Here is a 17336-nt window from a genome sequence, read left to right as displayed (position 1 = left end):
AACCCCCACAGGGCAAGGCATGCCGCAATGACGCATTGATTCCGATCATAAACCGGAGAACCGGCTGGTTATCCTAGAAAGGAGGGAGGGACAAGGGGCTGGTGTGGTGGAGCAACATCCGTTGATTGCCCAGTTGGCAACGGTAATTCGCCAGGGGTGGGCGGCGCATCTGGCGCTGGAGCCGTACCCGCTCCCGGCGGATTTGGGCTATGTGGAGGGCCATTTGGAAGGGGAACGGGTGCATATCCAAAATGTGTGCTACCAAAGTACCCACTTTCGCAAACTGCATCTGGAATTGGCGCAGGTGGGGAACAGTTTGGATGTGCTCCACTGTGTGATGTTTCCCCGCCCGGTCTATGACGTACCGCTGTTTGGGGTAGATATTGTGGCGGGACGGGGGCAGGTGAGTGCGGCCATTGTGGATGTGTCCCCGACGCGGGTGGATCACTCGTTGCCGGAGGCTTATGTGCAGGGGTTGACGGCTTTGCGACCCGCTCCGTTCCAACACCCCCGCCCGTTGCCGCCTTGGGGGGATATTTTTTCGGAGTTTTGTCTGTTTGTGCGCCCGGTGGATGGGGCAGAAGAACAGCGGTTTATTGACTACGTTGCCCGGCTGTTGCACTTTCACTGTCAGCAGGTGGTCACCAGCGCACCCCTGTCCCCGGCCCTAGCGCAGCAACACCAGTCCCAGCAGAGCTACTACTGCCGCCAACAGCAACAAAACGATAAAACCCGACGGGTGTTGGAGCGGGCGTTTGGCAATGCCTGGGCGGAACGCTACATGAGTACCGTGTTGTTTGACTTGCCGCAGACATGAGAGACCCCTACGAGACCCTGGGGGTGAGCCGGAATGCCACCCAAGCCCAAGTGAAGGCTGCCTACCGCCGCCTGGTGAAACTTTGCCATCCCGATACCAATCCCCAGGGCCACGAGCAGATGATTGCCCTGAATTTGGCCTACGAGGTGCTGGGGGACCCGGTGCAACGGCGTGCCTACGATGCCCAGCAGTCCTACCGCCAACCGGCCACACCCAACCCCAGGCCAACGGCAGTGCCGCCCCAGCATTGGTGGCAGGAGGTCTTCCGGCCGGTGGATCAACGCATTCAGCGCATTCTCTGTACCCGTCGCCGCCAACTGGAACGCCTGGCCGCCGACCCCTTTGACGATGCCTACATGGCGGAATTTCACCGCTATCTCCTGGCCTGTCGCCGCACCCTCCAGCAGGCCGAACGTCTGTTTCGCAGTCAGGCCAATCCCCCGGTGCTGGCAGAGGCTGCCAGTGGCTTATACCATTGCCTCAACCACGTGCACGATGCGCTGGAGGATTTGGACTGGTTCACCCAAAGTTACAGCGAACAGTACCTCCAGACCAGCGAAGCCCTGTTTCGGCGCGCCGGGGAACAACGGCAACAGGCCTGGCAGGCTGCCCGCCGAGCCGGGTTCACCTAACCCTCGTCGCTGGCTGCCGTTCCTGGCGCCGGGCCGTCAATCCGCTCCAACTGCCACAGGATTTGGTTGCCTTCGCGACGCACCCGCGAGACGATCCAATTGCGCCACGCCCAAGTTTCCCCCCGGCTGGTCACGGCACTGGCATTGACATCCATCAGCGCTGCCAGTTCCGCACTGGTAATGAAGTACCCTTGGTTGGCCACTATATCCGCCGTGCGCAGGGTTTCCAGGAGCAGGCGCAATTGGCTGAGGCGGCTTTCCCGTGACAGGGTTTCGTCGCTATGGGTATTCAGTAGCGTTTCCGACATAAACCTCGCCCCAATTGGGGATAACAACAAATGGGCCGTGAGTATTTGCACCAACAAACACCTAATACCTTACCTAAAATTTTCCGCTTTGGGTACTGGGAAAGGGGGAATAGAAGGTATCGTTGCCGTCGGCCAGCCGGGTGCGGCGTCAGGTGCGTTATCTGGGGACTTCCCCTAGGACAGGGTTAGACCAGGTGAAGGGTTCCTTGGGACGCCGGGTTTTTCAGGGGCTTTCCTCACCCTGCAATTGCCGATGCCCTAAAAGCTCCGCCAGCCCGTGTGCACTTGCGCTTTTTGGAGCGCCTCGGTGTCCCGCCTAATCAATAGCGCCGTCAGTTTGGCCGTGATCTCATTGCCCCAATAGGCATTGTGGGCATCCATCAGCCCCAAGGCCATGCCCGCATGCATTTGTCCCAAGCCCAAGGCACTCAATTCCGGGAAATTCCCAAACTGCCAAATGTACTGATCCATGAACAAAAAGCAGGGCTGACCACAGTCGTGTTGGATGGCACTGCCAAGCGGATAGGCCACGGAATCCGAGGCATGAATCAAATTAAGCCATACCAGCGAATTCGGAGCATGACCGGCAAGAGAATTGCAATTAACAGACGAAAAATTAATATCTTGCTTGGTTTTCATCAGCAATAAAGGTGAACCCATCGTGACCAATCCCCGTAGTTCTAACGGGTGCGGCTCTGTCTGGAAGCAGCGGCGAAAGAGATGGGCAGGGTCGGTTGCAGGTAGGTCTGGCGCAAACAGCAAATCCCAAAGAATTAAAGTACCTAAAGAGTGGGCAACAATGATGACTTCCCTATCCTGGGGGTGGTCTCGAATGAATGCTTGAAATTGCGCGAAGATTTGCCCGCGGATTTCTGCACCTTTTTCCTGGTGCATATAGGTCAAGAAATCGCCAAAAAATTTACCGATAAAATCTTCTCTTAATTCTTGATAGCGATAAATATCATGACCTTTGTCCTTCAAGTCGGGGTGCCTGGTGGTGATTTCTTTGATGTCGGAGCGTACCCAATTGAACAGTTGATCCGTTTGGTTTTTGAATGTATGTCCCCAAAAGCTGGAATAAAAGACGGGTATCGCGGGATTATTTTTTTGGCCATTGTTATATTCTGTTGACCCCGCTTCCCGGTTGGCTTGCAGGAGGAATTCCTTGACGTTTTTCTTAAAACGGTCCCCATAGCCGACGCTCTGTGTGGCAACGCCGTGAATGAGAAAGACCAGCATTCCACGACGCAACGTGAAAGATACGGTGTAGGGGCCTCGTACCGATGATAACACAAGGGGTGGGGATTACCAACACGGGCCAGCCAGGGCATAATGGATTAGGCGAAAGGGGTTATTTTGGGGATGGCTGGGATGGGGATGGACCAATTAACCCGTGGACAGGTCTGGCTGCAAGAGGTGCTGCAATTGATGGGGATACAGGCACCGGTGACGCTGGACCCGCAACGGCAATGGCTGGTCATTGAAACCACCGACCCCCGGCTGATCTCGATTTTTTTGGGGGATCAGGGGGCGGTTTTGGATGCGTTGCAGTATCTGGCGAATGTGAATTTGAATCTGCACTTACCGCCGGAGGAACAGTTTCCCTTTACGTTTGAAGTGGCCGGGTATCGGGCCAAACGGCAACAGGAATTGGCGGTGCTGGTAGCCCAGGTGGCGCAACAGGTGCGGGCAACGGGTAAGGAGGTGGCGATTCCCCATCTGTCGGCGGCAGAACGCCGTCAGGTGCATACCCTGTTTCACCAGTACCCCGATCTGGAAACGGTCAGCCGCGGGCAGGAGCCGGACCGGTATTTGGTGGTCTTACCCAAAAAAATGCGCTAGGCTAGACCCACTGTTGTGGTAGGTTGTTATGGCTGCAATTCAATTTATCCGTGGTTTGGATGAGGAAACCGTCCCCGAAGTCTATCTGACCCGCTCCAAAGACGGCACGAATGGGATGGCGCGGTTCCGCTTTGACCAGCCTAAGGCGTTCAACCGGAGCGAGGCCAGCTTCGGCGATATTACCGGGATGTATCTGGTGGATGAGGAGGGGGAGTTGGTGACCCGGGATGTGAATGCCCGGTTTCTAAACGGCAAACCCCAGGCGATTGAAGCCCGCTATGTCATGCGTTCGCCCGCGGAATGGGACCGGTTTATGCGCTTTATGGAACGCTACGCCAAGGCCATGGGTCTGGAGTTTACCCCGGCTTAACTGGGGCTGCGGCCTGCGGGGCTACGGCTCTGGGTGGGTCTGGGGGGTGTTCCGGCGGTGGTTCTGGTCAGCAGTTCCACGGCGCGGGCGTAGGCCGGGTCACGGCTGATGCTGGTGTCGGCGGCGCGCTGGGCCAGGGCCTCCCGTTGCGCCCGGGTCATGTCCACGGTGATGTTGGGGCTGATCCCTTTGCGGGAAATGTCCCGCCCGGAGGGGGTGTAGTAGTGGGCAATGGTGACGGCCAGGCCGGAACCGTCGCTCAGGCGATGCACCGATTGCACCAGGGCTTTGCCAAAGGTGGGGGTGCCGACGACAACGGCCCGTTTGTGGTCCTGCAAGGCGCCGGCGAGAATTTCACTGGCGCTGGCGGATTGATGGTCCACTAAGATGACCAGGGGTTCCCGGACGACGGCGGTGCCGTTGGCGTGAAAGACTTCTCGTTCGCCCTGCCGCCCGACGGTGCTGACAATTCGACCGTGGTCGAGCCACATACGGGTAATTTCGATGCTGGCGCGCAACAGACCGCCCGGATTGCCCCGCAAATCCAAAATGTAGGCTTGGGCGCCCTGGCGTTGCAAGGCTTGGATGGCCTGGCGCATCTGTGCGGCGGCATGGGCATTAAACCCCTGCAACCGAATCAGCCCAATTGCCCGTCCCTGCTCCCTTTTGAGGGCGTAGTCCACGACCTTGGTTGCGATCCAGGCGCGGGTGAGCTGCAAAGGGATGGTTTCCTGGGCGCGGCGCACTTCCAAACGGAGAACGGTGCCCACCGGCCCGCGGATCAGTTTGCTCGCTTCGGCCAGGCTCATGCCCTTGGTGCTGCGGCCGGCAATCGAAATCAGTTCATCCCCAGGGCGAATTCCGGCTTGGGCCGCAGGGGAATCATCCACCACATCGGCAATGAGAATCCGCCGTTCTTCGGATTCTTCGTCGAGTTTCAGGCGCACCCCGATCCCGGAAAATTCGCCGCTGGTTTGGTTGACCAGGGTTTGAAATTCCTGGGGGTCAAGAAAGCGGGTGTAGGGGTCTCCCAGTTTGCTGATTTCCGCGCGCAAAGCGGCGTAGGCTTGGGCTGGGGTAGTGTATTCTCTGGCCAGTAACTCCTGCCGTACCTGTTGCCAATTCACCCGGTTGAACTTGGGGTCCACGTAGTGGGTGTTGATGATTTGCCAGGCTTCGTCCAAAATACGTTTGGGGTTGTTTTCAAGGGGCGTTTCTGCCCGCAGCGGCATCGCCAGTCCCAGGACGATACAACCCACGCCTGCCGCCAGCCAGTGTTGTTTGGTGTGCGCCATAGTTTACCCCATCTCGTGACCAAAAATATGGTTGCGGATTCCTTTTAATTTAACGCAGCGGTTCCCCGGTCGCCCCCGGTTGGCGTTCGGGTTAAAATAACACGTATGTTCCGTTGGTGGTGGCCCATGAGTTCCCCGTCGCGCCGCGTGGAGGTGACCCCGGAAAACCTGGGGCGGATTCTGGAATTGGTCGAGCGTCTGGCTCACGAAAACCAGGTGTTGACCCGCCAGGTGGAGGTGCTGATTCAGCAGGTCGAGGATGCCCACCACTGTATTCGGGAATTGTCGAAACTCATCCGGGAGATTTGGGATAATTTGGAGGGGCGCTGGGAGCGCCTAGAAAAGGGGTTAGAGCATATTGATTCTCAACAGGACGGGTTGCAGGGGCGTTGTGACCATTTGATTACGCTGATGAGCCGCCCGTTTTGGCAGCAACTCCAGGATGCCAGTGCGCCGGAATGGATGGTCAAACAGGCCTTTGACGAATATGTGCGGCGGTTGAACCACGCCCTGGAGCAGGAACCGGAATCGCCCCCGGAAGAGGAACAGACTTGACCCATGCCTGTCTCCCGGCGGGAACAAATTGCGGCTGTAGAGGCGCAGGCGGCGGTTTGGGTCGGGCAACTGTTGGCGGGTCAACCCTACGACCCCCCACCCGGCCCCCAGGCGCAAGCGGTTTTGGCTTGGGTGGAAACCACGCTCTTGCCCCGGCTGCGGCAGACGCCCCAGGAACTCACCCATCTGCTGCGGGGGTTGCAGGGGCGTTACGTGCCCAGCGGCCCGGCAGGAGCCCCGACACGGGGACGGCCAGAGGTGTTGCCGACGGGCCGGAATTTTTACGGGGTGGATGTGCGGGCGATTCCCACGGAAACTGCTTGGCAGGTGGGGCAAAAGGCGGCCCAGGCGGTGATTGACCGCTATACCCAAGACCAAGGGGAATACCCCCGCACCCTGGCGCTGTCGGTGTGGGGGACGGCGACGCTGCGGACAGGGGGGGAGGATTTTGCCGAAGCCCTGGCGCTGTTGGGGGTGCGACCGGTGTGGGCCGGGCCGAGCCGCCGGGTGGTGGATTTTGAGATTTTGCCCCTGAGCTATCTGGGCCGCCCCCGCGTGGATGTGACCTTGCGGGTGTCGGGTTTTTTTCGCGATAGTTTTCCCCACCTGCTGGATTTGTTTGACCAGGCGGTACAGGCGGTGGCCCAGTTGCCCGAAGCCCCGGCGGATAACCCTTTGGTGGCCGCGCAGGCGACGGGATTGCCGCCACACCAGGTCTATCTGCGGGTGTTTGGCCCCAAACCGGGGAGCTACGGGGCGGGGTTGCAGGGGTTGATTGCCGCCCAAAATTGGGAAACCCCTGCGGATTTGGCCACGGCTTTTCTGAATTGGAGTGGCTATGGGTACACCGGCTCACGTTGGGGGGAACCGGCCCGCGAGGCCCTCATCCAACGGCTCCGGCAGACCCAAATTGTCCTGCACAACCAGGACAACCGGGAGCATGACATTTTGGATGCGGATGACTACTACCAATTCCAGGGCGGGTTGGCCGTTGCCATTCGCACCCTCACCGGGCACAATCCCACCATTTACCACGGGGACCACAGCCGCCCCCCCTACCTCCAAATCCGCACGCTCCAAGAGGAAATCCAGCGGGTGTACCGCGCGCGGGTGGTCAATCCCAAGTGGATTAACGCCATGCTGCGCCACGGGTACAAAGGGGCGTTTGAATTGGCGGCCACGGTGGATTATTTGTTTGCCTACGACGCCACGACCGGCTGCGGGAGGGATTACATGTATGCGGGCATGGCCCAGGCCTACCTCCTCGACCCAACCGTGCAGGAATTTTTGCGCCAGAGCAACCCCTGGGCCTTGCGGGGGATGGCAGAACGGCTGTGGGAAGCCCACCAGCGGGGCCAATGGCGCAGCCCCGACCCGGAGGTCCTATCCGCCCTGCGCCGTTTGATTCTTGAAACCGAAGCCCTTATTGAGCGACAGGGACAAACCGCCCCACCGTAGCCAGGAGTTCGCTGGGGTTGCAAGGCTTGCCCAGATAGCCGTTGACCCCCAAACTGGCGGCTTTTTGGCGGTGACGGTCGCCGGTGCGGGAAGTGAGCATGACCACGGGCAAACGGCCAACCTGGGGGTGCTCCCGAATGTTTTGCAGCAGGTCCAACCCATTCAGGCGGGGCATTTCCAAATCCGTCAGCACCAGGTGTACCTTACCCGGATTTTGTAATAAAACTTCCCAGGCTTCCTGCCCGTCACGACAAGCCAGAATTTCGTACCCGGCTTGCCCCAGGACGCTGGAGATGATCCGGCGGGTATAAACGGAGTCTTCGGCAATGAGGATGGTGGGGCGCGGGCTGGCGGTTTCCTCGCTCACCGGGGTCAGAGAACGGCTCACCCCCTCTCCCGGTCGCCGCAATTGGCTCGGCAGAATCACCGGGATCGATTCCCCCGACGGCAAAACCGCCGCCCCCACAAAGTAGGGAGGCAAGGGGAAAATTTCTTCCACCCGTTTCACCATCCGTTGCCGCACCTCGCTGAGTTCGTCCACCACCAACCCCAGCGGTTGCTCCTGGGGACCGCGCAGCACCAAAATCGCCTGCGCCAGGGGGGGATCAAGGGGAAAAGCGTATTCCAGCAGATGCTCCGGCAGATACACCGGCAAAGGCTGCCCCTGCCAAGGAACCGTCAGGGGCGGGGTAAAGTGGCGCGCCACCGGCACTTCCCGCAAAATGTCCAGCACGCTGTCGGCCAAAAAGCCCAACTGCCGCCCCTGGGCCCGCACAATCAGCAGGGGCAACAGACTCACCGCCAGCGGCAGACGCAGGGTAAAACAGGTGCCTTGACCGGGGGTAGAAGTGACTTCCACCGTTCCCCCCAACTGGCGGATTTCCGTGCGCACCGCATCCAACCCGACCCCCCGCCCAGAAAGTTCCGAAACCTGGGTGCTGGTGGAAAAGCCCGGTATAAAGAGAAAATTCAGCAATTCCTCTTGGCTAAGCTGCGCAAAGGCCGCCTGGGTCAACCCCCGTTCCCGCGCCTTTTGGTACACCCGTTCGAGGTTCACCCCGCGGCCATCGTCTTGGATGCTAATGAGCACCTGGTTGCCCTGCACCTGGGCGCGCAGCAGGATGGTGGCCGTGGCCGGTTTCCCCCGCCGCAACCGCTCGGATGGGGGTTCGATGCCGTGGTCAAAGGCGTTGTTCACCAGGTGGGTCAAGGGGCCTTTGAGTTGCTCTAAAAGCATCCGGTCCAGCAAGACGTCCGCCCCCTCGACCTGGCATTGCACCTGTTTGCCGTAGCGTTGGGCCAACCGTTGGATTTTGTTGGCAAAAGGGTCGGTGAGGGTGCGAAAGGGGTTCAGGCGGGCTTTGGTGGATTCGCTGTAGATTTGGTTCAAATTGCGCCGCAAACTCACCAATTCCCGTGCGGTACTGCGGGTGACCAGGTCCAAATCCTCGGCACTTTCGCTGATTTGGGCGACAAATTCCTGGCAGGCTTGCAGGGTTTGGTGCAGGGCGCTAAAGCGGTCCATCTCCAGGGGGTCAAATTCCGTACCTTCCGTGGCGCGGTATTGCAATGCCAGTTGTTCGTACACTTCGTCCATCTGCTCCCGCACCGGTTCAAACCCCTGCACCAGCTCTTTCAAATGGCGGATGGTGGCTTCCAATTGCTCCTGCTGACCGCTGAGTTTTTCCAAATACAAGAGCACATCCCCGCCCGTATTGGCCAAAAATTCAATGGTCTTGAAGGGCAAACGCACATGGGTCGGCACCGCTGCCGGTTCCACAGGCGCCGGTGGTGGGGCAGGCAGCGGCGCGGGGGTCACCCCCAACCGCTGATCCCGCTCCCGGCGAATCTGGGCAATCACCTGCTCGGCTACGGGAATGCTGGGGGTGTCCCGCAGGGGGGCAAGGGCGGCCGCCAACCAGGGCAATTGCAACTCCTGGGCCAGAAACATGCCGTTTTCCAGCAGTTCCGCCACCGCCTGGGCATCCCCTTGCCGCAACCGCCCCTCCGCCACCTGGAGACAGTCTTCCAAAGCCCCGGTCAACGCTGCCTGCAACTGCTCCTCCGGGCTGGGTTCGCTCTGGCTTTCTTGCGCCACCAGATTGGCCATCGCGGCCAACAGCTCCGGGTTGGCGGTGACCTCAGGATTGGCCACGTTGTCCAATAGCCAGGCCAGTTCCTCCACCGCCTGGCGCACCAGGGGTTCGCCCGCCGGCAGATGCCGTTGTCCCATCAGTTCCAGCAAATCCTCCAACCGGTGCGCCAGCTTTTGCACCGCCGTCATCTGGAACGTACCGGCTCCCCCTTTGAGGGTGTGCGCCGCCCGCATCAGTTTTTCGTAGTCCCACTGGGGGGCGGCAATGCCCTGGCGGAGAATTTCTAGGTATTGGGGCGCTTCCTCCTCCAGAAACCCCTGGCGGGCTTCGGCCATCAAACTGGCCAGCAGGTCGCTGTCAAAGGTGCTGCTCATCGGGTTGGCGTCAAACGGTCGTAGGCTGGAGACGGAATTGTAAAACAAATTGCTGCAACTGCCGCACTTCCTCACCCAACTCCTGGAGGGCAACCGCCACTTCCTGAGCGGCATTGGAGGTGGTGGCGGCAATGGCGGCGACGTTTTCCATCGCCGTTTGCACCTGGCTGGATACGCGGGAGTGGTTCTGGGTTTCCCGGGCAATCGCCGCTTGGTTGGCCGCCATCTGTCCAGAGAGTTCAGCGAGTTTTTGCAACACCTGCTGGGTTTTTTGCACCAGCAAGGAACCTTCTGCCACCGCACTGGTACTACTTTCCATCGCCTGGGATACATCGGCAGTATCCTGCTGAATGTTGCGCACCAAAGCGGCAATGCGGGCGGTTTCCTTGCGCACCAGATTCGCCAATTGCCCGATTTCGTCGGCAATCAGCCGGAAGCCCTGGCCGTGTTCCCCCGCCCGGTCTGCTTCCAACGAAGCGTTGAACGACAGCAGGTTGGTCTGCACGCTGATTTCCTGAATGATGGCCAACACCTGGCTGATTTCCTGGCTGGAACCGACCAGATGCTTGACCTTTTTGGAGGTTTTCCCCACCGCCTCCCGAATCTGGTCGTACAAGCTGGCGGTGGCATCCATCGCCTGTTGACCCTCTTGCGCCGCCTCCAAGGAAGACTGCGCCGTGGTCATCGCTTCGGCAGCCTGCTGGGCAATGGTCTGAATGGCTTGGGCGTTTTCCGCCGCCAAGGCCAGGGCCTGGGTAAGCTCCAACTCTTGGGACTGGGCCGCCTGGGCCAAATCCACCACGGCGGCCTCCGAATGCCTCGCCAACGCCCCCACCCGGTCGGTCGTCGCCCGCACATTCCCCACCAGGGTCCGCAAACTGGCTAGGGTGACATTGAACGCATCGGCAATGGCGGCAATTTGTCCCGCGTCAGTGCGCGCCCGCACGGTCAAATCCCCCTGTTGCGCCCCCTCGATGTCCATCAGCAGTTGGATCACATCCGCTTCCAGTTGCATGCGCGCCTGTTCCGCCTCCTGTTGCTGCCGTTGCAGGGTCTGCATCTGGTCGGCGACCTGGGCGGCCATGTGGTTCATTTCCTGTGCCAAAAGCGCCAATTCATCCTGACTGTTGAGCACAAGCGGTTCTTGGCGGGGATTTTGCCCCACCGCCCGGGCATACAGCGCCAACCGCCGCACCGGCTCTGCCAACAGATGCGCCGCCCCCAACCCCAACCCCCAGGCCAGCAGCAAAATCACCAGCCCCAACAGGTAGGTGTTGCGGGTGCGCTCCCACAGCAGTTGCTCCAGGGTCGCCAGGGGCTTGCCGACCACAAACATCCCCACCGGTCGGTCGTCCACATCCCGCAAGACCTGGAACCGCAGCCAATACTTTTGCCCGTCGGTCGTATCGGGAACCTTCAGCGTGGCCCATTGGTGCTCCTGCCCCTGCTGGAGCAACGCTCGTGCCACCGACGGGGGCGCCAAACTGCCCAGCGCGCGGGTGGTGCCGTCCTCATCCGGGAAATTCGTGGCCACCTGCATATCCCGGGCATAAACCGCCACCAGCGGCAAATCGTACAGCCGTTGCGCCTGGTCCACCAGCCAGTGGTTGCGGTTGAGCAAACTGCCGACCAACACCACGCCCACCACCTGCCCCCGCTGCACCACCGGTTGCACTGCCAGGGCCACCAACGCCACCCCCCGCTGCAATTCCTGGGCGTACAAACTGGCCCGGTTCCGCAAGGGAATTTTCGCCTGGGGCGCCAGCCCCAGCTTTTGCGCCTGCGCCAGCGACAACAACGCCAACCCCACCACCGGTTTGCGGGTTTGGATCGCCCGCCGCACCCAGGGCAACTGCCCCAAATTCTGATCTGCTGGCAACATCACCCGCCGCGTGTCATAGGGGGGCAAGGGCTGATCCGCAGCCAGCACCTCTGGATAGATGCGAAAATCCTCCCGCGACAATACCACCGCCTGCTGGCGCAGCCGCCCCTGCCCATCGAGGACCAAACGAAAATTCTTGGTCAATTCCGGGTATTGGGACTCATTGGCCGCCAACCCCCGGCTAAGCAGCGTCTCGAGCAACCCATTCGGCTCTGCCATCAACGTCGGATCGGTTTGCAGCAGTTGCGCCACCGTTTGCGCTTGCGCCAAGGACTCCTGGGACAACCAATCCAAATACTCCTCCTGCACGGTATTGGCCCCTTGCGCCAACGTGGCTGCAAACTTGTCAGTCACCGTCTGGCGCACCGACCGCACCTGCACCTGGGTCAACACCACCACCGGCACCGCCGTCCACACCAGCAAAATCGCCGCCAGTTTCCGGCGAAACGGAGTACGCTGCCACCACCGCACCGGCTGCAACCAGGGCCGGGGCGGCACCGCCGGCAACGGCTCGATCACCAAAGGCGGGGGGAGTTCCGCCAGCGCCGCCCGCGCCGCCACCCCATAGGCACCTTCCGGGTCCTGCGCCACCACCTGCTGCCACAGCCGCCGCGCCTCCTCCACATCCCCCGCCTCCCGGGCATCCTGCCCCTGCAAATACAGCGCCAACAGCGGGTCTGCCCCCACATCCACCTGTTCCAAGGTGCTGGGCACCTCATCCGGCTGAGTCGCCCACTCAGGGCTAGGTGAAGGCAATGGTTCCATCAAACTACCTCCCTGACGCTTGACGCAAAACCTGAAACAACGCCGTCGGGTCCAACAAGGCCACCGGCTGTCCCTCCCACCGCACCATCCCAGGAAATAGGTGCTTGTGGCGCAGCCGCGGCAACGGTTGTATCTCCTTGGGGGTCAACGGCAAAAACCCCTCCCGCCCCTGAATCGTCACAATTAGGGAACACTGGCCCCCCTGCACCACCAACCCCTCCCGCTGCGGCGTTACCGGCAAAGCCAAATCCGGCTCCAACTCCCGCAAAAACCGCGCCAAATCCAGCACCCACAGGAAATTCCCCCGCACATTGGCAATCCCTTGAAAAATCGCCGCCGCCCCCGGCATCGGCGCCACCACCACACTGGCCAGATCCAACCCCTCCCGCACCGCCAGTTGGGGCAACGCCAACCGCACCGCCCCCCCCAACCGAAACACCACATACTTTTCCGGGAGCGCCTGTACCGCTGGACTAAGGGACATACTTTCGCACCATCGCCAGTAACTGCTGCGGCGTGTAGGGCTTGGTCAAATAGTCCGTCGCCCCCTGCCGTTGCGCCCAAAACCGGTCCGCCTCCCGGTCGCGGCAACTACAGATCACCACCGGCAGGCCCCGCCAGTCCGGATGCGCGCGAATCCGCCGACACAAATCCAGCCCACTTTCCCCCGGCAGACCAATATCCGTCACCACCAAACTCGGCAACCCATGCTGTTCCAACCACGCCCAGGCCGCCTCCGCCGAGGACTGCCCCACCGCCTTATACCCCGCCCGCTGCAGCAATGCCACCATCAACTTCTGCTCGGCCATCACATCCTCCACCACCAACACCAACCGCGGTAACGGTTCCATCCTTCACACCGCCCTCTGGGACAAGACATGTTGCACACACCGGCGCAACTGCTCCGCATCCACCGGCTTGGTGAGGTACTCTTTTACCCCCAACAACTTTGCCCGTACCTTGTCCACCAGCCCATCTTTGCCCGTCAAAAACACAATCGGCACCTGGCGCAACTCCGGATGCTGGCGGATCAACTTGCACAGCTCATACCCATTCAACTCCGGCATCAGCACATCCAACAACACCAAAGCCGGTTTCTCCTGCGCCAAAATCGTCATCACCTGCGTCGGCTGCCCAATCGGAATCACCTGATAGCCACTGCTGTGCAAAATCTGGGTCACACTGGTCAAAATCGCCGGGCTGTCGTCCACACAGGCAATCTTCGGACCAAGCGGTTTGGGCGGCTCCGGCACCTGAAAGGGCCGCACCGTCAAGATTCCCTGTTGCACCAAAGGCAAGAAACACTGCACCGCCGCCGTCGGCGCCACCTTCAACTCCCGCGCCAACTCATACCCACAGCCATCCCGCTGAAACAACTCCACACACCGATGCAACTGCGGCGCAGGCAACTTCGCCAAATAGCTGTCGCGGGGACAAGTCGACCAAAACTCATACACCTGATTCACCCGCTGGGACGGCAGATGGAACCGGGCAAACGGGGACGGCACCCGGTAACGCAACCCCGCCCAGGTCTTGACCTCCTTTTCCACCGACTTGGCCACATCCGCCAAACTCACCGCCAACAAAATCGGATTTAAGGGAATCCGCGGATGCTCCTCCCGCTTCACCTGCGCCGACTTGTGCTGGGACAACACCAAAAAATGGGTCAACGCCTCCTGGGTCAACCGCAGCAAAATCTGCCGCACCTCCGCCAAAGGCAAATGCCCCCCCTGGCTCTGCTGGTAAAGAAACTCATACTCATCCTGATCCGGCGGCAAAACCAAATCCGCCAACTTCGGGAAAAAAAACGGCAACAAACAATTAAACCGCTCCGCCCGCCCCATGCCACTGCTGGCATAATGCAACCGCGTCCCCGCCGGCCCCACATACACATCCCACCGCACCGAAGGGTCCGCCGGGTCATACAGCGTGACATGACCCGTAAGAGGCCGATCCTGAGCTGGTTCCATCATCCTGCCAATACTTACCTACTCAGCAAAAGCGGTCTTCCCACCAGCACCTACGTCAATCTTAACGCCAAATTCCGCTTCAGTAAACCCTACCGATCCACCGAATGAATCCCTCGATAAAACCGGCAAAAACCCCGCCACCCCTAGCCTTGGAACCCCTGGATCGACAGAAAATTCACCCGCACCCATTCCCCACCTCCCTCCTTACCCTCGCCCCTCTTTTTGGTCCAATCTTTCATAGGACAAAAACAAATTTGTTTATATTACAAAAACAAAGTTAAGTTTATATTAACGCCCGGTAAATGTTGGGTAAATGTGGCGCTGGCGGCAGTTGGTTTACCAGGAACCTTAGGGCCCGGTCATTCTGCTTTAGACTAGAGAGTTAAATAGCTTCCTGGCGATTCCCTATGGTAACCGACGCACCGCAACGAGCCGCTTTGGGCATTCCCCCCTTACCCTTGGATGCGGCCCAGACCGCCCAACTGTGCCAGCGGTTACAGACGGCAGACAGCACCCCCACCGACCGCTGGTTGCTCCAGGAACGGGTGCCCCCCGGCGTGGACCCGGCGGCCTACGTCAAGGCGGGATTTTTGCGGGACTTGGCCCAGGGCCGTTGCACCAGCCCCCAGATTACCCCGGTGGCAGCCGTTGCCATGCTGGGGCAGATGGTGGGCGGCTACAACGTGCCCATATTAATTGAACTATTACAAAGTCCAGATCATGTTATTCAAGAGGCGGCGCAGGCGGCCCTATCCCAAATCACGCTGGTTTATGATGCGTTCAACGATGTGTGGGAGTTAGCGCAGCACAATCCCTATGCCCAGGGGGTGATTGCCGCCTGGGCGGAAGCCAGGTGGTTTACGTGCCGACCGCCGGTGCCGGAGGTGTTGACGCTGCGGGTGTTTAAGGTGGCAGGGGAGGTGAATACGGATGACTTGTCCCCGGCGATTCATGCCTCGACTCGCTCGGACATTCCCCTGCATGCGTTGAGTATGTTGGAAACGCGGGCACCGGGGGCGATTGCCACGATCCGGGAACTTAAGGCCTTGGGATTGCCGGTGGCGTTTGTGGGGGATGTGGTGGGGACGGGTTCGTCGCGCAAATCGGCGGTTAATTCCCTGTTGTGGCATATTGGCGAGGACATTCCAGGAATACCGAATAAGCGCCGGGGCGGGGTGATCCTGGGGGGGATGATTGCGCCGATTTTCTTTAATACCGCCGAGGATGCGGGGGCGTTGCCCATTGAGTGTGACGTGACGGGGTTGAGCACCGGGCAGGTGATTCGCCTTTATCCCTACCGGGGTGAACTGCGGGATGAACAGGAGCGGTTGATTACCCGTTTTACGCTCAAACCGGAGACGCTGTTGGATGAGGTGCGGGCGGGGGGGCGGATTCCCCTGTTGATTGGCCGGGGGTTGACGGATAAAACCCGCAGCCGGTTGGGGTTGCCGCCCCATCCGGGGTTTGTGCGGCCCAGGGTGCCGGCGGATACGGGTAAGGGGTTTACGCTGGCGCAAAAAATTGTGGGGCGGGCCTGCGGGGTGGCGGGTGTGCGCCCGGGGACGGCCTGTGAGCCGGTGATGACGACGGTGGGTTCCCAGGATACCACCGGGCCGATGACGCGGGATGAGTTGAAGGAATTGGCCTGTTTGGGGTTTAGTGCGGATTTGGTGTTGCAGAGTTTTTGTCATACGGCGGCCTATCCCAAACCGGCGGATATCCAGATGCAGCGGGAGTTGCCGGATTTTTTTGCCACGCGGGGCGGGGTGGTGTTGCGGCCTGGGGATGGGATTATCCATTCCTGGTTGAACCGGATGTTGCTGCCGGATACGGTGGGGACCGGTGGGGATTCCCATACCCGGTTTCCGTTGGGGATTTCGTTTCCGGCGGGGTCGGGGTTGGTGGCTTTTGCGGCGGCGATTGGTTCGATGCCCCTGAATATGCCGGAGTCGGTGCGGGTGCGGTTTACCGGCACGTTGCAGCCGGGGGTGACGGTGCGGGATGTGGTGCATGCGATTCCCTATGTGGCGCTGCAGCAGGGCTATCTGACTTTGGATAAGGAGAATAAGCGCAATATTTTTGCCGGGCGGATTATGGAGATCGAGGGGCTGCCGGATTTGCAGGTGGAGCAGGCGTTTGAACTGACCGATGCCACGGCGGAGCGCTCCTGTGCCGGGTGTACGATTCAGTTGGGGGTCGCGACGGTAAGCGAGTACCTGCGGTCAAACGTGGCCTTGCTCCAGGACATGATCGCGCGGGGCTATGAGGACCGGCGGACGTTGCAGCGGCGGCTGGAAAAAATGCAGGCCTGGTTGGCCAACCCGCAGTTGCTGACGGCGGACCCGGATGCGGAATACGTGGCGACGTTGGAGGTGAATTTGGATGCGATTACGGAACCGTTGGTGGCAGCGCCCAACGACCCGGACAACATCAAACCCCTGAGTGAATGTGCGGGGGAGCGGATTGATGAGGTGTTTATCGGTTCTTGTATGACGCATATCGGCCATTACCGGGCGGCGGCCAAGGTGTTGGAGGGGGCCGGGCAGGTCAAGGTGCGGTTGTGGGTCTGTCCGCCGACGCGCATGGATGAACAGGTGCTGCGGGAGGAGGGGTACTACAGTATTTTTGGGGCGGCAGGGGCGCGCTTAGAAATGCCGGGCTGTTCCCTGTGTATGGGCAATCAGGCGCGGGTGGCCGATGGCGCGACGGTGTTTTCCACTTCGACGCGCAATTTCAATAACCGCATGGGCAAAGATGCCCGGGTGTATCTGGGTTCGGCGGAATTGGCGGCGGTGTGTGCCCTTTTGGGGCGCATTCCCACCCTGGCGGAATACCGGGCAATTGTCACGGAGAAAATTGACCCCTGGGCGGCGGATATTTACCGGTATTTGCATTTCGACCGGCTGGTCGGCACGGGGGTGGGACGCTAGGGTTGTGCTAGGATGGTGCCAGCAGTAAGCAGCAGGCGCGGC

Annotated in this window: 15 protein-coding genes; 7 read left to right on the top strand and 8 right to left on the bottom strand. The window is 60.3% G+C overall.

What is annotated here, in order from left to right; genetic code table 11:
- Positions 1–103 precede the first annotated feature (103 nt).
- Together ACWISF_RS05190 and ACWISF_RS05185 are read left to right on the top strand one after the other, a co-directional pair.
- Positions 104–817, top strand: coding sequence for a phycocyanobilin:ferredoxin oxidoreductase (locus ACWISF_RS05190; RefSeq protein WP_448380530.1), 714 nt, complete (start codon positions 104–106; stop codon positions 815–817).
- Positions 814–1449 carry a J domain-containing protein gene (locus ACWISF_RS05185; RefSeq protein WP_448380529.1) on the top strand — a complete coding sequence of 212 codons (636 nt, stop codon included), beginning with the start codon at positions 814–816 and terminating at the stop codon, positions 1447–1449. Before ACWISF_RS05190 ends, ACWISF_RS05185 begins: the two co-directional genes overlap by 4 nt.
- Here ACWISF_RS05185 and ACWISF_RS05180 read toward each other — a convergent pair.
- Both ACWISF_RS05180 and ACWISF_RS05175 read right to left on the bottom strand, forming a co-directional pair.
- Positions 1446–1757, bottom strand: a complete 312-nt coding sequence (locus tag ACWISF_RS05180; RefSeq protein ID WP_448380528.1) for a hypothetical protein — start codon at positions 1755–1757, stop codon at positions 1446–1448. The two genes, ACWISF_RS05185 and ACWISF_RS05180, sit on opposite strands and share 4 nt — an antisense overlap.
- 258 nt (positions 1758–2015) lie before the next feature.
- Complete coding sequence (locus tag ACWISF_RS05175; protein WP_448380527.1) at positions 2016–2996, bottom strand: hypothetical protein; 981 nt, start codon at positions 2994–2996, stop codon at positions 2016–2018.
- Between the two features lie 132 nt (positions 2997–3128).
- Between ACWISF_RS05175 and ACWISF_RS05170 the strand changes: the two genes are divergently transcribed.
- Entirely contained in the window at positions 3129–3599 is a 471-nt protein-coding gene (locus ACWISF_RS05170; RefSeq protein ID WP_448380526.1) for a Jag family protein, read from the top strand.
- Between the two features lie 28 nt (positions 3600–3627).
- Positions 3628–3969, top strand: a complete 342-nt coding sequence (psb28, locus tag ACWISF_RS05165) for a photosystem II reaction center protein Psb28 (protein ID WP_448380525.1) — start codon at positions 3628–3630, stop codon at positions 3967–3969.
- Here psb28 and ACWISF_RS05160 read toward each other — a convergent pair.
- Positions 3966–5264: a S41 family peptidase gene (locus ACWISF_RS05160; protein ID WP_448380524.1), complete on the bottom strand. Its 1299-nt coding sequence runs from the start codon at positions 5262–5264 to the stop codon at positions 3966–3968. The genes psb28 and ACWISF_RS05160 overlap by 4 nt on opposite strands.
- 126 nt (positions 5265–5390) lie before the next feature.
- Here ACWISF_RS05160 and ACWISF_RS05155 point away from each other — a divergent pair, with 126 nt between their 5' ends.
- Together ACWISF_RS05155 and ACWISF_RS05150 are read left to right on the top strand one after the other, a co-directional pair.
- Positions 5391–5819, top strand: a complete 429-nt coding sequence (locus tag ACWISF_RS05155) for a hypothetical protein (RefSeq protein WP_448380523.1) — start codon at positions 5391–5393, stop codon at positions 5817–5819.
- Between the two features lie 27 nt (positions 5820–5846).
- A complete protein-coding gene (locus ACWISF_RS05150; RefSeq protein WP_448380553.1) occupies positions 5847–7277 on the top strand; it encodes a cobaltochelatase subunit CobN in 1431 nt (476 codons plus the stop codon).
- On the opposite strand, the gene ACWISF_RS05145 is transcribed toward ACWISF_RS05150, so the two are convergent.
- The 5 genes from ACWISF_RS05145 to ACWISF_RS05125 are packed head-to-tail and all read right to left on the bottom strand — an operon-like array spanning position 7243 to position 14367.
- On the bottom strand, positions 7243–9747 hold the full coding sequence (locus ACWISF_RS05145; RefSeq protein ID WP_448380522.1) for a hybrid sensor histidine kinase/response regulator: 2505 nt from the start codon (positions 9745–9747) through the stop codon (positions 7243–7245). The genes ACWISF_RS05150 and ACWISF_RS05145 overlap by 35 nt on opposite strands.
- A gap of 10 nt (positions 9748–9757) precedes the next feature.
- Positions 9758–12394, bottom strand: coding sequence for a methyl-accepting chemotaxis protein (locus ACWISF_RS05140; RefSeq protein WP_448380521.1), 2637 nt, complete (start codon positions 12392–12394; stop codon positions 9758–9760).
- A 4-nt stretch (positions 12395–12398) separates the two neighbouring features.
- Entirely contained in the window at positions 12399–12878 is a 480-nt protein-coding gene (locus ACWISF_RS05135) for a chemotaxis protein CheW (protein ID WP_448380520.1), read from the bottom strand.
- Positions 12868–13245, bottom strand: a complete 378-nt coding sequence (locus tag ACWISF_RS05130; protein ID WP_448380519.1) for a response regulator — start codon at positions 13243–13245, stop codon at positions 12868–12870. The genes ACWISF_RS05135 and ACWISF_RS05130 overlap by 11 nt, the downstream gene beginning before the upstream one ends.
- Positions 13246–13248: 3 nt before the next feature.
- Positions 13249–14367: a response regulator gene (locus ACWISF_RS05125; RefSeq protein ID WP_448380518.1), complete on the bottom strand. Its 1119-nt coding sequence runs from the start codon at positions 14365–14367 to the stop codon at positions 13249–13251.
- A gap of 404 nt (positions 14368–14771) precedes the next feature.
- Here ACWISF_RS05125 and acnB point away from each other — a divergent pair, with 404 nt between their 5' ends.
- Positions 14772–17294: a bifunctional aconitate hydratase 2/2-methylisocitrate dehydratase gene (acnB, locus tag ACWISF_RS05120; RefSeq protein ID WP_448380517.1), complete on the top strand. Its 2523-nt coding sequence runs from the start codon at positions 14772–14774 to the stop codon at positions 17292–17294.
- Positions 17295–17336: the final 42 nt, after the last annotated feature.

The organism is Gloeomargarita sp. (assembly GCF_053491055.1).
This window is presented reverse-complemented; position numbering and strand designations above follow the sequence as displayed.

Coding starts and splice junctions, on each gene's coding strand:
- ACWISF_RS05185 (WP_448380529.1), top strand. CDS start 814: ATGAGAGACCCCTACGAGACCCTGGGGGTGAGCCGGAATGCCACCCAA.
- ACWISF_RS05180 (WP_448380528.1), bottom strand. CDS start 1,757: ATGTCGGAAACGCTACTGAATACCCATAGCGACGAAACCCTGTCACGG.
- ACWISF_RS05175 (WP_448380527.1), bottom strand. CDS start 2,996: ATGCTGGTCTTTCTCATTCACGGCGTTGCCACACAGAGCGTCGGCTAT.
- ACWISF_RS05170 (WP_448380526.1), top strand. CDS start 3,129: ATGGGGATGGACCAATTAACCCGTGGACAGGTCTGGCTGCAAGAGGTG.
- psb28 (WP_448380525.1), top strand. CDS start 3,628: ATGGCTGCAATTCAATTTATCCGTGGTTTGGATGAGGAAACCGTCCCC.
- ACWISF_RS05160 (WP_448380524.1), bottom strand. CDS start 5,264: ATGGCGCACACCAAACAACACTGGCTGGCGGCAGGCGTGGGTTGTATC.
- ACWISF_RS05155 (WP_448380523.1), top strand. CDS start 5,391: ATGAGTTCCCCGTCGCGCCGCGTGGAGGTGACCCCGGAAAACCTGGGG.
- ACWISF_RS05145 (WP_448380522.1), bottom strand. CDS start 9,747: ATGAGCAGCACCTTTGACAGCGACCTGCTGGCCAGTTTGATGGCCGAA.
- ACWISF_RS05140 (WP_448380521.1), bottom strand. CDS start 12,394: ATGGAACCATTGCCTTCACCTAGCCCTGAGTGGGCGACTCAGCCGGAT.
- ACWISF_RS05135 (WP_448380520.1), bottom strand. CDS start 12,878: ATGTCCCTTAGTCCAGCGGTACAGGCGCTCCCGGAAAAGTATGTGGTG.
- ACWISF_RS05130 (WP_448380519.1), bottom strand. CDS start 13,245: ATGGAACCGTTACCGCGGTTGGTGTTGGTGGTGGAGGATGTGATGGCC.
- ACWISF_RS05125 (WP_448380518.1), bottom strand. CDS start 14,367: ATGATGGAACCAGCTCAGGATCGGCCTCTTACGGGTCATGTCACGCTG.
- acnB (WP_448380517.1), top strand. CDS start 14,772: ATGGTAACCGACGCACCGCAACGAGCCGCTTTGGGCATTCCCCCCTTA.